We start from the raw sequence: 22,933 nt of genomic DNA, 5'->3' as shown, positions 1-22,933 counted from the left end.
AGGTCCCCTGTCTCACTTTTAGACACCCCTAAACGCTTCAGGGACCAATATAAAGAGGTTTGAGACTGTCTCAAAATGGACCCGCCTTTGCATCTTGGGGCTTCGGACCATAGCCCCTAATAATGAGGACTACAAAATGCCAAGTCGGTTACCTACATCCAAGATGCTGATCCCGCTTTTGCTGACCCTGCAAGCGATGACCGCCCATGCCGTCACCGATGCAAATCCGCAAATCGCCAATAAGCATCTGTTGAAAAATGCTGTACGTGTCCAGATCACTCAACGCGGAATGAAATACTTCGACACCCGCCTAAGTGAAATTCTTGGCAACCTGGGTGTGAAGCTGGATGAAGGTTACTTCCCGGCCATGACCTATACATTTGAAAAACCGTTAAAACCTGAAGACATCATGGCCTCCAATCCGGAGATGGTGAAGATGTACAATCAGGTGCGTGGTCTTCTGACGCAGTGGCTGGTGGGCTTCTCTATGAATGACCATCAACCGCAAATCGAGATCGGTGAATCCGGCTATCTGGCGCAGTTTTCACGTTTTGGTCTGGTCACTGATGAACGCCTGATGAACACGCTGGGTAAACGTGACGGTGCTATTTTGGCAATCGAGCTGGAAGTCAAAAAGATGACTCTGGCAACCAAGTCCGTGGTGGCATGGGACACTCAAAATGAATTCCTGGGTAAAATCGGTTTTGAAGACGTTTCGCTGGAAGCCGGAGATCAGGAAATCCCCCTGCGCATTCGCATTCCGTTCTACATTCGTATGAATGCCTATGGCACCCTGGATTTTGAGGCACTGGAGATCGACAATAACTTCGATAAGACGTCTTTGGCCTTGCAGTATAAAAAACTTCTGGTTCCAACGTTTGCCATCGAGGTGAACGGTAAAAAATTCTATTTAAACAATGCAGAAATTGAAAAGCTCTTCGCGGCTCAGGCCCCGATGATTCTGGAAAAGGTCCGGGAAAATATCGGCGAGTTTGCGCGCAAACAACTGCCGGAAATGCTGAACCAGAAAGCCAAGGAATTCCTGAAAGGCCCTTTGGAACAAGTTCAGGACATGGCCGCTCCGGGCCAGGAGCCCACCGACAGCCGCCCGGCGTTTAAGTGGGGTCTGCAATTGCAAAACATCAATCTTAAGAATTCCTTAAACATTGATCTGACCACTTATGTGGAAGACCCGGTCAACAGCCGAAGTGGCCCGGTGGCCAGCCATGCCTCCCGTGGCGCCCCATCCTTTACAGCTGTGTCTCAGGAGGGTTACGACATTGGCTTAAGCGTGGATCGTTCTTTGATCAATCGCGTGTTGCAGCTGGCTTTTGAGCGTAAAAACTTCGAGCAGATCAAACAAACGGATGGTTCCGTTTTGAAACTGGTGGCGACACCATTGATTGACTATGTAAAAACTCCAGTTGGTGTGGCTTTGAAGCCTACGGAAACCTTCGTTAAATTAAGAGTTTCCGTCGAAATCAAGCCCGGCTCGATGTTCCTGAAAAACATCATCGTGGTGGACTTCGATATCATTGCAAAATTGCGCCAGTTAGAGGATAAGAGCGGCATGCAGCTGCTGTTGCACTCCATCGACACAGATTCCCTGTTCCTCGATGACAAATACATCTCCATGGCCGGCAAGCTCTTCAAGGGCAAAGTCCGTGAGGGAGTAAAAGACGAGTTGAAAAAACGCAGTGCTAACTGGAGCAAAACAGAGGAGTCCCTGCCGGGCGGATTGCCTCTGCCTCCACAGATTTTGGGAATTAAACTGGATATCAATCGCGTCATGATGGACCCCAACGGCCACCTTGTGATGTATCTGGACTACGCGAAAACAGGAGCAAAATAACATGCGATCCCTCAAACTTATCATCATCAACGCTTTGACTCTGATTATCGGTCTGGGCCTTATGAGCGGTTCGGTTTCCCAAAGAAGTGCGGAAGCTGCACGCTTTGAATCCATCCCGGCTTTGCAGGTCAATCGTCTGGGGAATTACAAAGGCCAGTACCTGACAGTTCTTTATGCTGTCGGCTCCCGCCCGTTTATCTCCACCGATTCCTCCCAGATTTCCATTTCTCAGGTGAAGGAAGCCCGCACGGTTTATATTTCTGCCGACACCATGAGCCTGCCGGCCGTTCAGGTTGAAAAAGAGGGCTTCCGCCCTTCTTACAATATCGTGGTGTTCGTGGTGTCCCCTCAGGCCAATTACAGCTGGGTGAACGCCGATGGTTCTTTGCCTCAAGGTATGACCGCTACAGGCAACCGCATGAGTTCTTTGATCAATGCGATCAACAAGACCGATGTGGACAGCTTCATCAGCTCTCAAGGTGAAGCCGGTGTTCTGCAAGTGAATCTGGTAAAATAATTTAATTTTTTGCACGTTCCGGAAAAACGAAAAAGGCGTCATCACCATGACGCCTTTTTTTATTTAGCGCAGAATATCCACTGCGGCCCTTTGCCCGGATTCCAATGCTCCCTGCAAAGTTCCGGCAAAACGCAGACTGGTGTGTTCCCCGGCGAAATGCAAATGCCCGGACAATTCCGGTTCTGCCGCGATCCCGCGGTATTTCATATACTGACCCGGTTTGAAAACCGCCATAGATCCCAGAGACCACTTGCGCTGACGCCAGTTGATCATCGGTTGAATGGAGCTGATTCGGGCCGGGACTTCACCATAGAAACGCTCCAGATCCTTGCGTGCCTCGTCTGCAGCGGTGGCCCCGGCTTTTAAGCCTGAACTGCCGCCCCGTTGCCAGGTCAGCAGACCTTGAGTTCCTCCTTGAGAACGTCCGGAGTCCCAGATTTTTTCCGAAACAAAATCGCCAGTGAAGTTCCCCAGATTTGCCGGAGTGGAAGCCACCTGATTTCGCCAGAAGGGACTGGCAAAGGCCACGACTCCTTTGCTGTGGGTCGCGTATTCCTGATTGCGAATGGCTTCTTTTTTCAGATCGGAAAGCTCCAGATCCATCAGACCTTTGACTTCGCGCAGTTTGGAAAACGGCAAAGTGCAAATCACATTGCGTGCCCGGAAAGTTTCTTTTCCCTGAGGTCCCTGGAAGGTCAGTTTGAAAACTTCTTTTTCATATTCCACTTCCACCAAAGCCATATTCATCTTCATGATATGATCCGGAATCACTCCGCCAGCACGATCAGCCAGGACTTGCATCAGGGACGACAAGCCCCCTTCCATGCGATAAATCATGGAACTGCTTAACAAAGAACTTCCTTCTGCATCAACAGTCGAAAGGAAATGCAGGGCCGACTGATCTTTGGCATCCACACCAAAGCGATTGACGGCCTGAATCTCGATCAGTTCGCGCAATACCGGATCCAGCTCACTGGCCCAGGAATCCAACAGGTCTTTCAAAGACAAACTGTCGTAATAGGCCGAGCGTTCAAATTGAAAGGCATTCTTGTAACTTAGCAAGACATCCTGATCACGAAACAAATCCAAACGCACCCGGCGCAAGGGATTTTGCAAGGTCTTCATTTTCGGGATCAGATCCTTCACCCGATACTGACGGCCTTGAAATGAAAACAGGTGGGCTTCCACACCGTTGGCACCACGAATTTCGCGCAGAGGCAGATTCAGTTCTTTGGCCAAAGCCAGAACCTGCGCATGGGAGCCATCCACAAACTCCGCTCCCAGCTCCGCCACCGGGCCTTCTTCAGAAAAGACGGAAACGGACTGCACTCGGCCACCAACACGTGAGGATGCCTCAAAGATCCGGAAAGGAACTTTGCGTTTTTTCAGTTCAAAGGCGGCTGACAATCCTGCCGCACCGGCCCCCAGAATAACCACCTCATCGCGCAAATCCCGAGTGTCGCCCATAAAGAAGCGTTCGGTGCTGGCACAGGCTCCTAAAGCCATGGCCCCGGAACTCATAGCCGAGATTTTCAAAAACTCACGACGGGTAAAAGAACTTTTTGCCATTGCTCCCCTCACCTGAATAGAATGGCAACACTTTGGAACAGAATCAAATCAATCTCATAAATCTGGATAGAATGTTGGAGTCTCTGGCCCAGGATAACTGGGCCACAGCAAACGACATTTTTCCCTCTGAATTCTGCCAGGCGCTCGCCCAAGAGTGTCATCGCCTGCACCACGAAGGAGAGCTGAAAAAAGCCTCCATCGGGCACGCAGGCAGCAAAATGATCAACACAGAAATCCGCGGCGATTTCACTCTGTGGCTGGAGGAAAACCCCGCCTCGGAGCTCCAACAAAGCTTCCTCGATCAGATGGAGCTTTTAAAACAGAAACTCAATCAGTTCTTTTATTTAGGTCTCAAAAGATTTGAATCTCACTTTGCCCTGTATCCTCCGGGCGGAGGTTATGATAAGCATATTGACAACCATCGTGGTTCGGGTGCGAGAAGAATAACCTTTGTTCTTTATCTTAACTCAAACTGGAAAAAAGGAGATGGTGGCGAACTTAGTTTGTATGAGCCTGAAAATGAACATCAGCTTATCACAGAAATTGAACCTCGCCTGGGCACCTTTGTTTTATTCCGCAGCGAACTTTTCCCGCATCAAGTGGAGAAAAGTCATTCACACCGGCTCAGTTTGACCGGCTGGTTTAGGAACGATGCATCATGAAGTCTCTTTTTGCTGAAGTAGTTTTCACTCGCCTCCACGCCCGATTCACCATATTGGCGTGTTCGTTAATCGCAGCTGTTCTGGGGCTTTTGGGGCCGTTCTTTCAAAAAGAGTTCATTGATCAACTGACCGGCACAGACAGCCGACTGCACTTTTTCCAGTTTGATCACACACTGGCTTATATTCTGGGCGCATTTTTCTGTATTCTTCTGGCACAAGCCTTTACACAACTGACAAACTTCCTAAGCGTGCGTGAAGCGCTTTATATGCAAAAGGTCTTTGCCAAAAGACTTTATGACAAAACTTTGAATCTGCGTGTGGATACCATGAGCGGACGCCCCGTCGGGGAAATCGTTTCCCTGTATGCGACGGATGTGCAAGGGGCCACCGTGTTTTTGGATCAGACACTTCCTGCGGGAGCTTCAATGCTGTTCCCGTTGATTCTGGCACCTTTTGCCATTTCCCTGCTTTTCGACGTGCCACTGTGGCCGACGATTGCCGTGATGCTGGCGATTTCCTGTTTGAACACTTTCATGGCCTTCCGCCAGTCGCGTTTTTTCTTTAACTTCAAACAACTGGCGGCAGAACGCATCGGTCTGGTGAACGAATGGATTCAGAACATTCGCACCATTCGCATCTTAAGCTGGACCCACTATTTTGAAAAAAACATCTTTGCCAAACGTGTGGTGGAAACCCGCAATCGTGTTTCGATGGTCACCAACGGTCAGATGATGAACTCGATTGCCACATCCATCACCTTCTTCCTGAATGCCGTGGCCCTGGCCAGTCTGGTTTTTTATTCCAAGCACCAGGTCACCAGTGGTGAACTGCTGGCGCTGCTGTGGATTGTCGGTGTGTTCCTGACCCGTCCGTTCCGTCAGATGCCGTGGTTCTTTACTTTCGGCTTTGATTCCTGGACCTCGCTACGCCGCTTGGAAGACTATTTTTCAACCCGGAATAACACTACAGCGGACAGTTCCGAAAACACCCCCGTCGAAGGTCAGGACACTTACGCCCTGCAAGTGCGCGGTTTGAATCTGACCGTGTCCCAGCGCCGTATCCTGCGCAATGTTTCCCTGGATGTTGCGCACGGCGAATTTGTGGCCGTCGTCGGCGAAGTGGGTGCTGGAAAATCCATGCTGCTGCTGTCACTGTTAAAAGAAACCGGTGCGCGTTTTGAATCGTATTATCTGACCGGAAAAAACACAGAACAAATTTCCGTGGACGAAGTTCGTTCGCACTTTGCCTATGTGCCGCAGGAAGGCTTTATTATGAACGCCACCTTGCGTGAAAATGTGGCGTTTATTTATGACATCGAGGCTGAACGGGATTCCATGGTCGAAGAATCTTTGCGACTGGCGCAATTTGACCTTAGCACCGAACGTGTGGAAAAAGGCCTGAACACCGAAATCGGTGAACGCGGCGTGAATCTGTCCGGTGGCCAAAGACAGCGCGTGGGGCTTGCACGTGTTCACTATCACGAAGCCCCGATCATGCTGCTGGATGACTGTCTTAGTGCTGTGGATGTTGATACTGAACAAAAGTTATTTGAACAATTGCTGCTGGGGGCCTGGGCGGATCGCACACGCATTCTGGTGACTCACCGTCTCAGCGCCTTAAACCGTGTGGATCGCATCCTGTTCATGGAGGAAGGTCAGATTATTGATTCAGGAACTTTCGAGGAGCTTCTGGCCCGCAGTGAAAAATTCCGGGCTTATACAACCAGTGTTGCCAAAGAAGCCGCTGGCAAGAAAGCGGAGGCCGCACATGTCTAATGCCCCGATCAAACCGAAATATCTTTCTGATGGCGAAACAAAAAAAGACGGCGGATACAACAAAAGCATCTTTGAAACTTTGAAGTATGCCTACAGTCCGTTCATGGCCCGCATCATTCTGTGCATCTGTCTGGGCATCACCGGACGCGGCTTGCTGCTGGCGAACACCAACGTCATCGGCTACTGGGTGGACAATATCACCGGTAAAGAAAACATTCTTAGCGGTCTGTCGTCCGGACAGATCATTGCGTTACTTGCAGGTATGGCGCTGGCCGGGTTTATTATGACCCTGTCTTTCCGCGTAAGCTTTTCCCGCCTGTCGGCGCAGGCAATTTCGTCCTTCTATGATGAAGTCACTTTGCGCACCTCGCGCCTGCCGATGAGTTTCTTTGATAACACCCCGGCCGGTCGAATCATCACGCGTTTTTCCAGTGACTATGGCAACGTCTTCCGTTTGTTTGGCGGACCGCTGGCGGAATTTATTTCTATCATCTTTGACCTGACCATGATGGTGATTCTGGTGACCGTGGCCAGTCCGATTTATCTGATCTTCGTCGTCTTTATCGGCATCATGAACTATCTGGTGTTCAAACTGAATCAGAACAAACTGCGCACAGCCCGCCGGGAGCTTTCGGCCAGCCGGTCCCCAAGCATTGCGCATTTTGCGGAAACCACTCAAGGGGCCAGCACCATTCGCTCCTTCCGCCGCCAGCAATCCTTCGGTGAACGTTTTGAACGACTGGATCGTTACTTCCTGACCCAGAAAATGAACACCACCAAAAGCCTGCTAAGTTTTTCTTTGCAGATGAACAGCCTGACGGCATTGCTGCTGCTGATCACCGGGGTGTCGGCTTACTTTATGGTGGAAAAAGGCTGGGCCACGGTCGGTTCTGTCGGGGTTGCCTTTGCCTTTATCGCACTTTCCGGGAATACCGTGCAGATGTTCTTTGAATGGCTGACACAGTTTGAAGAGGCCATGATCGGCGTGGAACGACTGGATCAGTACATGCGCATGGATATTGAACGCGGGTCTTTGCTGCCTTCCACGGCACAATTTGCGACCGGGCATCCGACCTATTCCGCTTCGGTGGAAAGATATCTGGCACACCGTCGTTTGACGGAGGAACGAAATGCTTCAGTCCAGGTTCAGGATGTGTGGTTCCGCTATCGCGAAGACCTGCCGTGGGTGTTAAAAGGTGTCAATTTTGAAGTCAAAGCCGGTGAACGTCTGGGTATCGTGGGCCGTACCGGTTCTGGAAAATCCAGTTTGATTCAGGCTTTGTTCTATCTTTATCCGATCGACAAGGGTCAGATATCCATCAACACTCACCTGCCGAAACTGTCCGAAGAGGCGTCAGGTGTGGATTTGAATTTGTATCGCAAATCCATGGCCTTTATTGCGCAGGAACCGATTCTTTTCCAAGGCAGCCTGCGCTTTAATCTGGATATTGACGGACAAATCCCCGAGGAAAAACTGCTTTCTGTTTTGGAACAGGTCGGTTTGCGCGAATGGGTGCTGGCTCAGCCCGGCGGGCTTGAAATGAAAATTGAAGAGCGCGGTAAAAACCTGTCCTTGGGGGAACGCCAATTGCTGTGCATGGCGCGCTGCCTGCTGCAACAAGCCCCGATTGTGATCATGGATGAGGCCACCAGTTCTGTGGACCCGCAATCCGAGGAAATCATGGTCCGCGCCACCGAGGAATTTTTCTCTGACAGGACACAAATTATCATCGCTCACCGTCTGTCCACTTTGGCAAAATGTGATCGGATTTTATGGTTACAGAATGGCGAAATCGTCGCACTGGGTCCAACCGACGAAGTACTTCCTCGCTTCAAAAACACCGAGCTGGTCTAGCCCTGGAAACTTTGGGAAGGACAGCTAAAGAATAAGTTTGCGCGGGCCGATATTAGAGGGTATTTCATCGGGAAAACGATATGAGTTTCGCAACAGGTGGGGCCCAATGGACAACAACGAAAACCACAGCCATGAAGAAGTCCAAGATCAAGACACCGTCTTGTCACTTTCAGACAGCTGGTCTGCCCTAAGTCCTGCTGAACGCCGCGAAAAATTCAAAGAACTTCCCCGCACTGAAGCTGAAGAGCTTTTCCTTAGCCTTAAAACGCACGATCAGGCCGAACTGATCGAAGAAGCCACCCATCTGGAAAAAAGATCCTGGATTCGTCTGCTCGCGCCCGATGACGTGGCCGATTTGATTCAGGAAATGGGTCCGGACAGTCGCGAAGACATTCTGTCGTTGTTAGACCCGCAAACCAAGCGCGAGGTCATAGCACTTCTGGCCTATTCCGAGGACGCCGCCGGGGGCTTGATGAGCTCCCGTTTCGTGCGTCTGCGCCCGGACATGAGCGTAGATGAAGCCATCAGCTATATCCGCATTCAAGCCAAAACCCACGTTGAAACGATTTACTACGCCTACGTTCTGGATTCAGAACAAAAACTTCTGGGCGTGGTTTCATTCCGTGAATTGTTCCAGTCATCACCTGAAAAGAAAATTGCCGAAATCATGCACACCGATGTTTTGAAAGTTCCGGTTGAAATGGACCAGGAACAAATCGGTCGCATTTTCTCTCAGCAGGATTTGATGGCGGTTCCGGTTGTCGATGAAAACGGTATCATGAAAGGTATCGTCACCTTCGATGACGTGGCCACAGCCATTCAGGAAGAAGCCACTGAAGATATCCATAAAATCGGGGGTGTTGAATCCCTGGATGCACCGTACTTGAAAATCTCCATGCTGGAGATGTTAAAAAAGCGCGGCGGCTGGTTGATGATTCTTTTCCTGGGGGAAATGTTCACGGCCACGGCCATGGCATTCTTTGAAGACGAGCTTTCCAAAGCTGTCGTTCTTTCCATGTTTATTCCGCTGATTATCAGCTCGGGTGGTAACTCGGGTTCCCAGGCCTCCACGCTGATTATTCGTGCGATTGCTTTGCGCGAGGTGCGTTTGCGCGACTGGTGGCGTGTGCTGGGTCGTGAGATCCTGACCGGTGCGTGTCTGGGGCTGGTGCTGGGTATGATCGGCTTTATCCGTATCATGTTGTGGCCGAATCGCGAACAGCTTTACACCGTTCACTATGTGCAGGTCGGTATGACCGTCGCTGCCAGTGTTGTGGGTGTTGTGTTGTGGGGTACAATTTCAGGTTCCATGCTGCCATTTATTCTTAAAAAGGTCGGCTTCGACCCGGCTTCCGCTTCAGCCCCTGCCGTTGCCACTTTGGTGGATGTGACAGGACTTGTGATTTACTTCAGCGTGGCGTCCTTCTTCCTTAGCGGCATCTTACTGTAAAATCGGAAACGTCATGAAGAAAACAGTAAAAAAGAACACTTTGACTCAGAAGTATCTGAAAAACATTTCTACCCTTTTCGCCTTGCCGGTGGCGAAGAAGTACAATTCCCTGACCCTGGAAGAATACCCTTTCGACGCACAGCTGCTGAATGCCAGCAGCCTGTACCGCCAAAGTCGCAATCTGTATCTGTCTTTGGATGGAAAATACGCGGCGCGAGTGTGTTCCACCATGCGCTCGCTAAGTGCGCAGGATTTATTTAAAGATCATATCGAATACAGTCCGATTTTAAGTGAAATGCTATGGTTTAAAGATCATGCGGCAGAGGTCGCTGATCCAGAAGCCTCGGTTCAATCCCTGCTGGCCTACAGCGAGATCTCCCTGTTTCATGAACAGAATCATCGCATTCTGTGGCGTTTGCTTCCCCCTGCTCCGAAAGAACAGCGGGCCTTCTGTCGTTATTTGAATTTCGCGGAAAGCCTGGTTGTGACACTGGATCTGGCCCTGGGGGACGAACTGGGAACAACTGTTTCAAATTCATTTGAACAAGTGCGTGCGATCTATCGTCCGGGCGGCGTGGATAAGTGGTCCCAGCTGCCAAAGAAAGAATATCGTCAATATCTGTATGCTCTGCTGACAGCGACATATCTGCTGTTGGAAATGGTGCATCCAGAGGACATCGAATCTGCGGTGAATTACATCGTTCCGGGGAACAAACCCATGGTGAAGGCCGCCACAAAAAGGGCCCTGGAACTTAGTGAGCTTTTCACTCACAACACTAATCAACAGTGGCAGCAGCGTTTTTGGAAGCAGGCCCAGACCGGACTGTCCAAACTGCATAACGGCTCTAAATCCCAGATCTGGCACTTGCCAGAAGACCCTCTGGATTTAAACGATGAGTTCCTACTGGCTGACCGGGTCTTTGAAATCTTCGGTCTTTAATCAAACATATTAAAAAAACAAAACGGCCGTGAAGTTTTAATCTCACGGCCGTTACTTTTTAGCTCTTTTGATTTAGTGGCGTCAGGACCTGATCATCCCGGCTGTCCAGTCGCGGATCATAGCCAAAGTTCCCTGTCGGGCGTTGGCGAATTGAACCCCATAGGCCTTGTTGGCTTCACACCATACGACCTGCCCTTGAACTTCGATGACTTCGTGGCCATCCGGGCTTTGAATGCGCATGGTGACCAGACCGCCTTTTTCCAAAGCTTGATCGGTATTAAAGGACAGACCACCTTCGGAAATCGTATTCATCGCACCGACCAGTTCACGGTCACCGACTTGAACACGGATTTCAGAGCTCATTTTAAAGCGTTCAAACTTTCTGCGTGATTTCGGATCACGGGCACGAAGAACCTGCCACAGAATCAGCGGAATCATCAAAAGCCCCACAACCACACCCGCAGTTCCACCACCGGAAGAACCACCAGTACCACCGCCCGGGCCCTGCTTCAGAACACTTTGCACCAGACCACAGCCACCAGCCGCAGAAGCTGCCTCTGCCGGAGAACGATCCGCCGCTTTATAAACCGGCTGCGAAGCCGCTGCTGTGGACATGTTCTGCGCAGCACTCATTAAAGTGACTGCATCCACACGCGCTTTGGATGAAACCACACCGTTCAGGCTGTAAACCTGATCTGCGGAGCTCATCACCAGTTGTTTGATCTGATAACCCGACAGGCTTGGGGCTTCACGCATCGCCAAGGCGGCCATACCCGCCACCAGCGGCGCGGCCATACTGGTTCCGGACATTTTCATGGTCTCGTTACCCGGCACAGTACTTTCAATATATTCGCCCGGACTGCCAACATGCACAGAATAGTTTCCGTAATTAGAGAATCCAGAACGATCATCCCAACGGCTTGTCGAAGCCACGGCGATATTGCTTGGCACATCGTAGTTGGCCGGATACATCGGGCTTGAGTCATTGTTACTGCCATAGTTACCGGCCGCAGAAACCACCAGCACATGACGGTCGTACGCATAGGCAATCGCATCCTGCAACGAACGGCTGTAACCGGAACCACCCCAGGAATTGTTGATTACGCGAGCCCCGTTGTTGACAGCATAATAAATCGCACGAATAGCATTGGCTGTGGAGCCAGCGCCACCTTTGGCAAGGAACTTCAGCGGCATGATTTCAATTTTTGATTCATCCAAAGGACGGGCAAAGATATTCAGACCGGCACCCACCACAATCCCGGCTACATGAGTCCCGTGATCGTCGTCGTCATAAAAGTTAGCCGTGTTGCTGATAAAGTTCCAGCCATTGATATCATCGACAAAACCGTTTTGGTCATCATCCACGCCGGGACGCCCATTGGCCTCAATTTCATTTTGCCAAAGAGCCCCCGTACCGCCGGCATTGACCGGTTTAAAGACATCGTGATTTTTATCCAGCCCTGTATCCACCACAGCCACGATAATCTTACCGGCTGCGGAAAGAGATTTCTGATAGGACCACGAGTCAGAGACACGCGTGTCCGCGGCAGACTGGGAATAAATTGTCGGATTGCTGGAGGCATAACCAGATGCGATGGCGTCTTCATAAGATAGACGCTCGACCGGGCCATTGGGTTCAACTTCGTTCTTTTTCAGAATATAGTTTGGTTCGATGTATTCAACATCCGGATCGTTTCTAAGCTCTTCCACGTCCGCGACAGCCTTCATGGAGACCTGGAAAACTCCCAGCCCCGGGAACGTGGACTTCAAACTGGCTTTCCCCTGCAACTTGGACTGCGCCAGTGCCGGACCACCTGAAGAGTCTTTAAACTTAATGAGATATTCGCCAGGAACCGCTTGAGGAGCTTCCTGAGCCCCTGCGGTCCACCCAACCAAACTCACTGTCAGAAATAAAGTTCTTAGAATCGGCGTCACCGGTTCTCCTTTTCCATTCAAAGAACTCTTCGGCCAGAAGTCGGGGTCGATTTAGACAAATTATTTTTTATTGTTCGTCTCACAGTGAGACAGCGTCAGAACTTGATGCGTTTTGACTTAGCTGATATCTATTTGTTGCCGATAGGTTTTAAAGGACAGGACATCTAGCTATGAAACAACTCCAGAAGATCTTCTTGCAGGGCCTCGTTACATTTTTACCGATTGCACTGACGATCTATATTATCTATGCCGGCGTCGCAATTGTGGACAGCTTCCTGGGCGATGCCCTTCGCCAGATTCTTCCGGTTTACATCCCAGGCCTGGGCTTCCTGATCACTATTGTTCTGATTCTTTTGCTGGGTCTTATGCTTAACAACCTTCTGGCAGGTGGTATTTTCCAAAAGCTGGAACAAAAGCTGACGAAAGTTCCCTTTATCAAAGCCATCTACAGTCCTTTGCGTGACTTGATGAATCTTTTCTCAAAAGGTGGCGGCCCGGGCGGCTTGCAAAAAGTTGTGCTGGTGGATTTGGGTGAAGGCGAAACCACCATTCGCGCCATGGGTTTGGTGACCCGTGAAAACTTCAAGGATGTTCCTGCCATTGAACAAAATGCCGGGGACCGTATCGCCGTTTACATTCCCATGAGTTATGGTTTAGGGGGCTTCACATTGATGGTTCCCCGTTCGCGCATCACACCTTTGGATATGCCGATTGAAAAAGCGATGAGCCTTGCCATCACCGGCTGGGTGAAGGCCGATAAAAATGAAGGTGAGACCAAATAATGTCCGACTCCATTGAAAACACCCTGAGCAAAGCCCGCAGAATCAACCAGGACATCAGTCGCTATGGTGTGTTTGCGGAAATTGGAGCCGGTCAGGAAGTGGCCCGTCACTTCTTTCAGGCGGGAAAAGCTTCTCAGACGATTGCCAAAACCATTTCCGCCTATGACATGATTGTCAGCGACGATATCTATGGCCGCGAAAAGAACGGCCGCTATGTCTGCGAATCGCGTCTGAATAAGATGCTGACTCACGAATACGATCTGCTGGTGGACCGACTGAGCCCCACTCGCGGTGCGCAGTCGCGCTTCTTTGCCATTGCCAATACAGTCGCGACAGCGTCTTCGGGCAGCAACAAACAATCCCACGGCTGGATGGGCGTGCGGTTTCAAAGTGAACCCGGCGGCCCGCCCAATGACATCGTTCTGCATGTGCGCATGCTGGACCGTCACCGTCTGCAACAACAGGAAGCTTTGGGTATTTTAGGCGTCAATCTTTTGAACTGCGCTTTTTACCACCTTCCGGAAACAGAAAGCTTTATCACGCAGTTGGTGGATGGGCTTAAAGACGACCAGATCGTGATTGATGTGATCAAGTTCAGTGGTCCGAATGTACAGCACTTTGATGTGCGCCTGATGAATCTGGAGCTGGTTCGTCGTGGTTTGGCAGAGGCTATTTTGTTCTCTCCACAAAACGAGATCCTGAATATTTCCGACGCCGTTTATGGCAAGTCGCTGTTAATTCAGCGCGGAACCTTCCGTCCGGTTACAGTCACCCACCTGGATGTTCTGCAAAAAGGTTTGCAGCAGATCAAAGGTGATGTATTGAAATCTGAAGGCAAAGAACTGGAAGTTCTGCCAATCATGGAACTAACCATGCACAACCTGACCGCCGACGGACATGTGAATGAAAAAGACTTTCTGGCCCGCGTGGAAACCCTGACCAGTCAGGGACTGCATGTTTTGATTTCCAACTTCTTCCTGTTCTATGGGCTGAAGCGTTTTATCCGCCGTTACAACCCGCATTTTATGGCCTTGGTTGTCGGCGCCAGCCACCTGAACAAACTTTTTACGGAAGAACACTACGGCGATCTACAAGGTGGACTGTTAGAAGGCCTGGGAAAACTTCTGGAGCAAAAGACCAAGCTTTATATTTATCCGCACAAAACACCGAATCTGTGTCTGACGTCGAAGAGCTTCTTCCCGTCCCCGCACTTGCGCCATATTTATGCTCACTTTATCGAAAATCAGCAGATCGTGGATATTTCCGGCTGCGATGAAACCGGCGAATATCTGCACTCTATTGATGTGATGAAGATGATTGAAAAAGGCGACCCGCAATGGGAACAACTGGTTCCCGAAGGGGTCCGCGAACTGATCAAGAAACAAAAGCTTTTTGGCTTAAAATAACAAAGCCCCGGGGAACCGGGGCTTTGTCGCTTTTATTTAGTGAATCCATCCCAACAAGATAGCACCCAGAGTAGCACTGCCGACCAGCACCCACAGAATCACACCCTGCAGGAACGGTTTGATACCGACACTCTTCACCGTTTCCCGGGTCAGGCTTGCCCCGATCAGGAATAAGGTCACAACCAGCAGGCGCTTGGAAATGGAGTTCACCACCTCCCCCGCAGGCTTTAACACGGGAATCCATGTCACGATGGCGGCGGCAATCAGAAAGCCCAGAATAAACCAAGGACGCTTGGCTTTGGCTTTTTCCCCGGTGGCATTGGATTTTTTTGAATACACATAACCAACCAGGAACGCGACCGGAACAATCCACAACGCGCGTGCCAGTTTTACGGTTGTTCCCACTTGCAAGGCTTCAGCGCCATACTGCATGGAAGCCCCAACCACTGAGCTGGTGTCATGAATGGCCAGCGCACTCCACAAACCGAACTGGTGCTCGGTCAAAGAAAAGAAATGCCCCAGTGGCGGGAACACAAACAACGCCACAGCATTTAGCAAAAACACCGTCCCCAAAGCCACAGACACCTCATGATGTTTGGCGCGAATCACCGGGGACACGGCTGCGATGGCGCTACCTCCGCAAATGGCCGTGCCCACAGAGATCAAAACAGAGGTGTCTTTTTCAGTTTTAAGCAAACGCCCCAACAGAATTCCCAAACACAAAGACAAGGAAATCCCCACAACGGTGTAGCCCACGCCCTGCAACCCCACTCGTCCAATGACGTGCAAATCCATACCGGCTCCCATCCCCATCACGGCGATGCCCAATAAAGAGTGAGTAATTTTCCGTGTATAATCCAGATAAGGATTTCCGAAGGCCAGTGCCAAGGCCACGCCAGCAAAAAGGGCCACGCCCGAAGAAACAAAAGGAGCCAAACTTACCAGTGCCACCAACGGAATCAGGATTCTCGCCAACATATTCAACCTCGCGAGTCCCTACTATGCGGCTATTTTGCAGGCGGTACAAACAAAAAGACACGCTCCCATTGGCGCGTGTCTTTGCAAAAAAATATTTTAAAAAGTTTTAGAAAGTCTCGCAGCGAGGACTTGCTGTGCAGTAAACGGCATTCACGGAACTTCCGCAGGCACTGCGGGCCGCGAACTCCGCTTCGATCAATGAACGGCCTTCGCCTTTGAAAGTCTTATTGTAACCTGTATCAGTCAGCACACAAATGGCACCGCGAATGTTCGCGTCTTTCTGAGGATCACTGCACTTGGCCGCCGCATTACAGTAAACGCTGTTCACCGCTTTGCCACAGGCCTCGCGAGCGGCGGCTTCAGCTTCCAGTTTTATACGTCCCTTCCCCAGGAAGACTTTGTTATAGCCGGTATCCGTGACCATGCAGGCCACCTCCCGTGCGGGTTCCGGGAATGGTTGAGGGCGTTGGCCGTATTCCAGATTGGCCAGACGTTGATTGATTTGTGAAAGACTGCTTTCAAGCTGATAAACCCGGGATTCCAGAACGCGGATACGCTCTTGAGAGTTGCGATCCTGAGCGCCTGCATTGTGCGCGAAGAAGAAGCAAGTTGCTGATAGCATAAGGACCAAAGAATTTCTTATAGCTGACATCATGAAAACCCCCGAAGTTTCGACTTCTTCGCCCCATCGAAGAAGCAAAAACTTCCAGAGCAATTTCAAGGCCAATTCTTTCAGTGTCAGAATGACTCTAAGGAAAGATCCATGTCGTAACGTCAACAGGGGTACCCCACATGCGGAAGACGCTATCGTTGGCCAGTCCACCATAACGATTGCTTCCCCAGCATTTAAGCACCTGACTTGCCGTCACACCACACATCGATACTCCCGGAGAACCCAGAGAAACATACGAATCACTGTCTGAGATCGCCTGAGGTGTGGTCGCCGCGACGTTATTATTTCCCAAGACTCCCGTCAGCACTCCATAAGGACTGTTCGTCCCCCAACACATCACGCGCTTATCAGAAGAGCGAATCGCACAACCCGCGTTGCCGCCAGCCATTACTGAATCAAACTTAGTCCCTGAAGCCACTAACTGAGGTGCATTGTAGTTGTTGGTGTTACCCAAGCCCAATCTGTAGTAATCTCCCTTACCCCAACAGTATAGATCCTGGTCTTCGCTGAGGGCGCAGGCAGAATCCCCGCCCAAGGAAATATCTATAAATTTTGTCCCATCCATCACTACTTGTGGCAGATTATAGCTATTCACGTTATTTCCCACTCCCACAGCACCGTAGTAATTATATCCCCAGCATTTAAGAGTGCCACCAACAGTAATCGCGCAGCTATTCCAGCCTGCAACAGATACTTTCTTATAAGCCACACCAGAGTCAATCACCACCGGAGTCGCATAACTCGACGTCGCAGACCCTGTACCCATGGAACCATTGGTGTTCGTTCCCCAACATTTTAGAACATCCGATGTCGTGATCCCGCAGGAATGCGAGCCCCCTGCTGAAACGGCCTTGTAAGTCACGGTCCCGTCCACTTTAAGCGGGCGGATATAATTTGCTCCATTGTTGATTTTACCCCAGCAATACAGGAAGCCCGTATCGCGGATTCCACAGCTGTGTGAACCGGAAGATGAAACGTCTGTATAGATGCGTCCCCGATCAATAACCACCGGTGATGTTCGTAAAATATTTGTGCCATCACCGATAGAGCGTGTTCTTGACGATGGGTCATATCCATCCCAACCTGCCCAGCACTTCAGCAAACCAGCCGAGGTGATTCCACATCCACCGCCGGCACCTGTGGACATACTGGAGTAGGTTTCTCCCAGATCTGAAACCGCAGGCACCAGACGAATGTGCCCCGCCGGATCAGCCATAAAGCCACGATTTAAATCTCCCGAGCATTTCACACGTCCGACAGAATTCACACCGCAAGTGGCGTTCCATCCCGCGCTCATCGAAGTGAAGGTGTCGCCGCCTAAAACCAGTTCCGGCTTATTGGTGGTGGTGCCGGTGATATAAACACCATTCCCCAATCCACCCAAAGAATTCCAGTTATAAGAGTTCGATCCCCAACAACGAAGACCTCCACCCGTTAATTTTCCGCAGACGTGCAAGGTCCCCACGGAAACATCGTCAAATTCATAACCGCCAAAGGTTGCGGTCGGCACCAGTCTTTCTGTGGTGGTGCCATCGCCCACCAGCCCATTGCCATTACTTCCCCAGCAATAGATAAATTTATCGTCCTTCAAAGCACATGTTGTTTTATTGACGTAGGACACAGCCTGAGCGCGCACCTTTACAAAACCCGTTCCGATCAACACCGGCAGAGTCTTTGCGGTCTGGGTTCCGTCACCCAATTGACCATTCAGATTTTGCCCCCAGCAATACAGTTCCTTATCCGTATTAATCGCACAGGCGTAGTCACTGCCGGTCGATACCTCGACAAAGTCCGCCGCCTGATCCAGCGTCAGGCCCGGCACTGTGCGAGTACCACCCGTGGTGCCGACACCCATTTGTCCGCCCCAATTTTTACCCCAGCAATAGACATCACCATTTTTAATTCCACAGGTAAAATCATCCCCGGCGGAAACCTGAGAATAGCCACTGTCCACCGTAAAGGGAAGTGAGCGGGAGGCCGTCAAACCATCACCCAGTTGAGACGATCCATTGCCACCCCAACATTTAACATCGCCATCCACAGTCAAACCGCAGACGTGGCGATATCCCAAAGAAATATCACTGTAAGTCGTTGTCGCATCCACATCCACGGGGAAATCCCGCACTTCCGTGGTTCCATCACCGACTTGGCCGTTACTGTTGGCTCCCCAGCATCTTAACTTGCCCGCTGAGGTCAGCACACAGCGGTTTTCATTGCTGACCACCACCTTTGCGGCTGTGGCCCGCGTGACATTATCAACATCCTGAATCAGCACACGGCTTTGATACTGATTCGAGAACGTGGCGGCCGGGGTGTTCGCATAGTATAAGTTTAACTGCGCGTACTTGTTTTCATTGGAACCGCCATTCGCAGACACCTGGAAAGGCAAATTAACACTGGTGGCACCTGCCGGAATATGCACAGAACCGGAAGCCGGAATATCGTGATCCATCCCTGACACCGCAGTTCCCAACGTGCGATAGAAAACGTCAACATCATAAGGTTTGGCGATGCTCAGATTCACAGTGATATTCTTCACAGCGCCGTCTGTTTCTTCAATCACCTGTTCCTTTTGAGCCAGGGAAATCGTCACAGGTGTATTGTCGTAATAAAATTCTGCCGTTGGAGACACCACTGTGTTCAGGTTTTCTGCCAGGTCATACACTGCGGAGGCTTTCAGAAAGACCGTCTTCACTCCCGTTGCTGGCGCCCCATTCGGGGTAAAAGTCATGGTATAAATAGCCCCACTGCCTGTAAATCCCGACAAGGTTCCGCCCGTAACAGTGAAATCCCCGGTTCCAGCTCCCGTCACAGGTTCACTGAACGTCACGGTCAAAGGAATTGGAGAGTCAAAATTGTAATAACCCGCATCGGCCACAATCACGGCGGTGGGCGGAGTTATATCATAATTAGTAGAGAGTGTATTTGAAGCCTGGGATGTATTTCCGGCAGCATCCTGAGCCGCATGTTCGGGAAGAGTGACACTGAAAAGACCTTCTGCGGAAGGAGTCACGGTCAAGGTGTAGCTGCTGCCACTGCCGGTCAATGTCGCTGTGGCATTTACAAACACAAAATCTGACAACGTCACGCCCGTCACATTTTCACTGAACGTGGCGGTGACAGTCAGGGGTACGGTATTCGTGTAACCCCAGCCCCCGGCCAGCACCACCGTCGGACGAACGCTGTCAAAAAGAACAGTCAATGAAGAGGCTGTGTTGTCTTTTCCCGCACCGTCCGTAAAGCTTCCTGCCGCAATGGAGATCGTGACATTTCCCTGTGCGGCCGGAGTCACCTCCGCCGTCCAGTGGGTTCCATCCACACTGACAAAATTAGCCAGCGTGCCGTTAGTCACTGCCACAACCGAGGCCGTGAACCCACCGATGGCTTCACTGGCTTCAAACTCCACGGCGAAAGGAGAAGTTCCTGTCGTGGTTCCCTGTACGGACGTGATGGTCATACTGGGAGCAAACAGATCATAATACCAAGTCAAAGTATTGGAGGCCGCATTCCCATTGCCTGCCACATCCGTTTTCGCGGATGCTGGCAATTGCACGCTCACAGCTCCCTCGTCGGTGGCTGTGACGGTGAAAGAATAACTGGTCCCGCCACCTGTCAGCCCCGTGATGGTTCCATTGGTGACCGTAAAGTCACTGGCCGATAGCGAGCTTGAGAAAATCTCACTGGACGTCAACGTTACAACCACACTGGCCTGAGTGGTCGGACTGGTCTCGGTTTTTGTGAGCGTCACCGTCGGGCCGGTTATATCATAAACACGATAAAGAACATTGGAGGCCAGAGAGGGATTCGATGATCCATCCACGGCGGCACTGTCTTTCACCTTAACGGAAAAAGTCCCAGGGGAAAGCGCCGTCAAGGTAAAGCTATAGCTGTCACCACTGCCGGAAAGACCGGACACCACCGCATTTGTCAGTTCTAAATCAGAAGCATCAAAACCCGTGACAGAAGTGCTGAACAATACCGTCACTGTGATATCCGTCGTATTCACAGACGACAGTGCCGTACTGCCTAAGGTGACCGTGGGGCGATTGCTGTTGAAGGCGACCGTCACATCATTGGAAACCAGATTTAAATTTCCAGCCAGATCGTGAACGCGATCCGCCTGATACACCAACCCCACCGTGGCACTGGAAGAACTGGGAACAACTTCCACAGTATAAACCTTCCCACTACCCGTCAGATTTGTGGCGGTTCCGTTGACGACCAAGAAATCACTTAAGTCCGGCACTTCCGCCAAATCTTCGTCAAAGATCACATCCACCAAGATTGGAGAAACATTGGTGGGATTCGCCCCCAGATATCCCAGCGTCACCTGAGGTGGGGTTCGGTCGCTGATAAAAGAAAGACTGTTAGAGGCTTTATTGGGAACTGCAGAAAAACGACCTTCACCTTTATCTTCCGGCAGAACGACCGTGACCGCTCCATCCGCAGTGGGAGTGATTTGCAACGTCCAGGTTTTCGCATCGACTTGTACTAAACTTGAAGGAGTTCCATTAGTGATTTCAAAATCACTGATTTCAAGCCCCAGAAGTTCTTCTGACAATTGAACAGAGACTTCCCACGAAGAGACACTGGAATGTGCTTGGATCACAGAGGTCAGAACCACCTGAGGAGGTGTCTGGGAAATTAAAGAAGCCAATTTTCCTTTGAGTTCGGCGGACAAAGTACAGCCCGATAAAAAGAACGCTAACAGTCCGAATAGGACCGTGGACTGGAGACTTAAAAAGGTGCCGTGGACGTGCCGAGATTTTGTCATTACTTACTTTACGGACAACCTTAAGGGCCCCTAAAGCTGATTCACGGAATGCGATGGTTTTTCTGCTCCAAAAAAGTGCAAAATCTCAGAACGGGAACAGAAGGCGCCCTCGTTATTCGAGGGCACACCTGCTAAAAAACTACTTGGTAAGACGAGCGTTCAGGAACTCGATCAGACACTGGACCGGCTGGCCACTGCCACCACTGGAAAGCAAGGCCCCTTGCGCCTTATCCGTCCAGGCATAAACATCCAGATGCGCCCATTTTTTACCGCGCACGAATCTTTGCAGGAACAACGCTGCCGTGATGGCTCCGCCGAAACCGCCACCGGAGTTCTTACAGTCCGCAAATGGGGATGCCAGATCGCCCCAGTATTTTTCAAACAACGGCATACGCCAGTTTAAATCCCCGGCACGCTGACCGGCTTTGGTCAAGGCCGTCGCCAGTTCATCATCGTTTGAAAACAGACCGGCAATTTCAGCACCCAGGCCGACTTTGATAGCGCCCGTCAAGGTTGCCACGTCGATCACCACTTCTGCTTCATCGGCGGCTTTTTGCGTGCAGGCCACATCCAAAACATCCGCCAGAACCAAACGGCCTTCCGCATCGGTGTTGTCGATTTCCACTTTCATGCCGTTACGAGCCGTGATGACATCACTTGGACGGAATGATTTTCCGTCCACCGCATTTTCAGCCAGTGCCAGATAGAAATCCAAAGGACCCGGATAATTGCTGTCCGCCGCCCATTGTGCCAAAGCGATCACGCTGGCGGCCCCGCCCATGTCTTTTTTCATCAGGCGCATTGCCGAAGAAGGCTTGATATCCAACCCCCCCGTGTCGAAAGTGATCCCTTTACCAACAAAGGCCACAGGTTTTAAAGACGACTTTTTCGTCGGACGGTATTTCAGGTGAACCATGCAAGGTCCATTTTCAGCCCCCTGGCCGACCGCTACATGCAGACCCATTTTTTCCTGAACCAGTTTTTTAGTGTCCCATACAGTCACTTTGGTGTTTTTCGGGAACCCCAAACGCTTGGTCGCCATTTCTGCGAAAGATTTTGGATTCAGATCATTCGGAGGCAGATTCACCATGTGACGAGCCACATTGACGGCGCGAGCCCGCAAGCTGGCCTCTTTCACAACATTCTTGTCCCAGGCTCCCAATGATTTTTTCAAAGCCACCTTTGGCAAATCCACCAGCTGTTTGCCGTCAACAAATTGACGGAAGCTGTACGCCGCCATATCCATACCGGTCAAAGCCCCCAAATCCTGAATGCCTTCCGTGCCATGGAATTCGATTTGCACGGCTTTGATTTGCTGAGCTTTGAAATGAGCCGCCAAAGAACCAAACTGATCGCGCGCCCAAGTGTAAGCCGCTTCATCAATCAGACCATCATGTCCCACCGTTGTTTTTTTGCGCGGACGCAAGATCCAAACCGGCCCCTGACTGCCGACGAAGGAAACCACTTCCTTTTCACTTTGTTTCAAGGATTTTGCCTGCCACTCTAATGCGTGGGCTTGAACCAGCGAAGAAAACTTCGCAGTGTCATCCACCCCCAGGAAATAAACGTATCCTGTAATCTCATTTTTTACTTTAAGTTCTTTCCCGAAGTCGAAAGTTTCAATCCAGGATTGGAACTGAAGTTTGCCGGATACCTTTGCTGCCGGAGCCGCTTTTTTAGCCACTGTCTGCCTCACTTTTATTTTAATGCGAAAGAAGCCTCCTGAAGCTGCCAGCATACGAAGCGATGCAGCAGCGGTGTTTTT

Annotated in this window: 15 protein-coding genes; 9 read left to right on the top strand and 6 right to left on the bottom strand. The window is 50.7% G+C overall.

The genetic code is table 11. From position 1 onward, the window contains the following. The first annotated feature begins 136 nt into the window (after positions 1–136). Both EZJ49_RS08400 and EZJ49_RS08395 read left to right on the top strand, forming a co-directional pair. Positions 137–1,852 (top strand): DUF2785 domain-containing protein, encoded by a 1,716-nt coding sequence (locus tag EZJ49_RS08400; protein WP_262551566.1) that lies wholly within the window; start codon positions 137–139, stop codon positions 1,850–1,852. 1 nt (position 1,853) lies between these two features. After that, the gene (locus EZJ49_RS08395) at positions 1,854–2,369 is read left to right on the top strand and encodes a hypothetical protein (RefSeq protein WP_262551565.1); all 516 of its coding nucleotides are present in this window, start codon (positions 1,854–1,856) and stop codon (positions 2,367–2,369) included. Positions 2,370–2,432: 63 nt separating this feature from the next. Here the strand turns inward: EZJ49_RS08395 and EZJ49_RS08390 are convergent, their stop codons facing one another. Then, positions 2,433–3,938 (bottom strand): FAD-dependent oxidoreductase, encoded by a 1,506-nt coding sequence (locus EZJ49_RS08390; RefSeq protein ID WP_262551563.1) that lies wholly within the window; start codon positions 3,936–3,938, stop codon positions 2,433–2,435. Between the two features lie 32 nt (positions 3,939–3,970). On the opposite strand from EZJ49_RS08390, the gene EZJ49_RS08385 reads away from it, so the two are divergent. The 5 genes from EZJ49_RS08385 (at position 3,971) to EZJ49_RS08365 (ending at position 10,620) form a co-directional block, all read left to right on the top strand. Then, the gene (locus tag EZJ49_RS08385) at positions 3,971–4,600 is read left to right on the top strand and encodes a 2OG-Fe(II) oxygenase (RefSeq protein ID WP_262551561.1); all 630 of its coding nucleotides are present in this window, start codon (positions 3,971–3,973) and stop codon (positions 4,598–4,600) included. After that, positions 4,597–6,375, top strand: a complete 1,779-nt coding sequence (locus EZJ49_RS08380; RefSeq protein ID WP_262551559.1) for an ABC transporter ATP-binding protein — start codon at positions 4,597–4,599, stop codon at positions 6,373–6,375. The genes EZJ49_RS08385 and EZJ49_RS08380 overlap by 4 nt, the downstream gene beginning before the upstream one ends. Further along, complete coding sequence (locus tag EZJ49_RS08375; RefSeq protein ID WP_262551558.1) at positions 6,368–8,230, top strand: ABC transporter ATP-binding protein; 1,863 nt, start codon at positions 6,368–6,370, stop codon at positions 8,228–8,230. The genes EZJ49_RS08380 and EZJ49_RS08375 overlap by 8 nt, the downstream gene beginning before the upstream one ends. Positions 8,231–8,336: 106 nt before the next feature. Continuing rightward, a complete protein-coding gene (mgtE, locus tag EZJ49_RS08370) occupies positions 8,337–9,680 on the top strand; it encodes a magnesium transporter (protein WP_262551557.1) in 1,344 nt (447 codons plus the stop codon). A 13-nt stretch (positions 9,681–9,693) separates the two neighbouring features. Next, positions 9,694–10,620 carry a hypothetical protein gene (locus EZJ49_RS08365; protein WP_262551556.1) on the top strand — a complete coding sequence of 309 codons (927 nt, stop codon included), beginning with the start codon at positions 9,694–9,696 and terminating at the stop codon, positions 10,618–10,620. An 81-nt stretch (positions 10,621–10,701) separates the two neighbouring features. Here EZJ49_RS08365 and EZJ49_RS08360 read toward each other — a convergent pair whose 3' ends face one another. Continuing rightward, positions 10,702–12,576 carry a S8 family serine peptidase gene (locus tag EZJ49_RS08360; RefSeq protein ID WP_262551555.1) on the bottom strand — a complete coding sequence of 625 codons (1,875 nt, stop codon included), beginning with the start codon at positions 12,574–12,576 and terminating at the stop codon, positions 10,702–10,704. Between the two features lie 149 nt (positions 12,577–12,725). Between EZJ49_RS08360 and EZJ49_RS08355 the strand changes: the two genes are divergently transcribed. Together EZJ49_RS08355 and EZJ49_RS08350 are read left to right on the top strand one after the other, a co-directional pair. Next, on the top strand, positions 12,726–13,337 hold the full coding sequence (locus EZJ49_RS08355) for a DUF502 domain-containing protein (RefSeq protein WP_262551554.1): 612 nt from the start codon (positions 12,726–12,728) through the stop codon (positions 13,335–13,337). Then, a complete protein-coding gene (locus EZJ49_RS08350; RefSeq protein ID WP_262551553.1) occupies positions 13,337–14,743 on the top strand; it encodes a hypothetical protein in 1,407 nt (468 codons plus the stop codon). Before EZJ49_RS08355 ends, EZJ49_RS08350 begins: the two co-directional genes overlap by 1 nt. A gap of 36 nt (positions 14,744–14,779) precedes the next feature. On the opposite strand, the gene EZJ49_RS08345 is transcribed toward EZJ49_RS08350, so the two are convergent. The 4 genes from EZJ49_RS08345 to EZJ49_RS08330 all read right to left on the bottom strand — a co-directional run bounded on the left by EZJ49_RS08345 (position 14,780) and on the right by EZJ49_RS08330 (position 22,852). Continuing rightward, positions 14,780–15,721, bottom strand: coding sequence for a YeiH family protein (locus tag EZJ49_RS08345; RefSeq protein ID WP_262551552.1), 942 nt, complete (start codon positions 15,719–15,721; stop codon positions 14,780–14,782). Positions 15,722–15,827: 106 nt separating this feature from the next. After that, positions 15,828–16,376 carry a hypothetical protein gene (locus EZJ49_RS08340; RefSeq protein ID WP_262551551.1) on the bottom strand — a complete coding sequence of 183 codons (549 nt, stop codon included), beginning with the start codon at positions 16,374–16,376 and terminating at the stop codon, positions 15,828–15,830. Between the two features lie 94 nt (positions 16,377–16,470). Continuing rightward, positions 16,471–21,051, bottom strand: coding sequence for an Ig-like domain-containing protein (locus tag EZJ49_RS08335; protein ID WP_262555911.1), 4,581 nt, complete (start codon positions 21,049–21,051; stop codon positions 16,471–16,473). Positions 21,052–21,307: 256 nt separating this feature from the next. Continuing rightward, the gene (locus EZJ49_RS08330) at positions 21,308–22,852 is read right to left on the bottom strand and encodes a M17 family metallopeptidase (protein ID WP_262555909.1); all 1,545 of its coding nucleotides are present in this window, start codon (positions 22,850–22,852) and stop codon (positions 21,308–21,310) included. Positions 22,853–22,933 lie beyond the last annotated feature (81 nt).

This window comes from Bdellovibrio bacteriovorus (assembly GCF_025558485.1).
Lineage (GTDB): Bacteria > Bdellovibrionota > Bdellovibrionia > Bdellovibrionales > Bdellovibrionaceae > Bdellovibrio > Bdellovibrio bacteriovorus_G.
Note: the sequence above shows the minus strand (reverse complement) of the source record. Positions and strands in the feature narration are given on the sequence as shown.

Coding starts and splice junctions, on each gene's coding strand:
- EZJ49_RS08375 (WP_262551558.1), top strand. CDS start 6,368: ATGTCTAATGCCCCGATCAAACCGAAATATCTTTCTGATGGCGAAACA.
- EZJ49_RS08350 (WP_262551553.1), top strand. CDS start 13,337: ATGTCCGACTCCATTGAAAACACCCTGAGCAAAGCCCGCAGAATCAAC.
- EZJ49_RS08345 (WP_262551552.1), bottom strand. CDS start 15,721: ATGTTGGCGAGAATCCTGATTCCGTTGGTGGCACTGGTAAGTTTGGCT.
- EZJ49_RS08380 (WP_262551559.1), top strand. CDS start 4,597: ATGAAGTCTCTTTTTGCTGAAGTAGTTTTCACTCGCCTCCACGCCCGA.
- mgtE (WP_262551557.1), top strand. CDS start 8,337: ATGGACAACAACGAAAACCACAGCCATGAAGAAGTCCAAGATCAAGAC.
- EZJ49_RS08355 (WP_262551554.1), top strand. CDS start 12,726: ATGAAACAACTCCAGAAGATCTTCTTGCAGGGCCTCGTTACATTTTTA.
- EZJ49_RS08365 (WP_262551556.1), top strand. CDS start 9,694: ATGAAGAAAACAGTAAAAAAGAACACTTTGACTCAGAAGTATCTGAAA.
- EZJ49_RS08390 (WP_262551563.1), bottom strand. CDS start 3,938: ATGGCAAAAAGTTCTTTTACCCGTCGTGAGTTTTTGAAAATCTCGGCT.
- EZJ49_RS08400 (WP_262551566.1), top strand. CDS start 137: ATGCCAAGTCGGTTACCTACATCCAAGATGCTGATCCCGCTTTTGCTG.
- EZJ49_RS08340 (WP_262551551.1), bottom strand. CDS start 16,376: ATGATGTCAGCTATAAGAAATTCTTTGGTCCTTATGCTATCAGCAACT.
- EZJ49_RS08395 (WP_262551565.1), top strand. CDS start 1,854: ATGCGATCCCTCAAACTTATCATCATCAACGCTTTGACTCTGATTATC.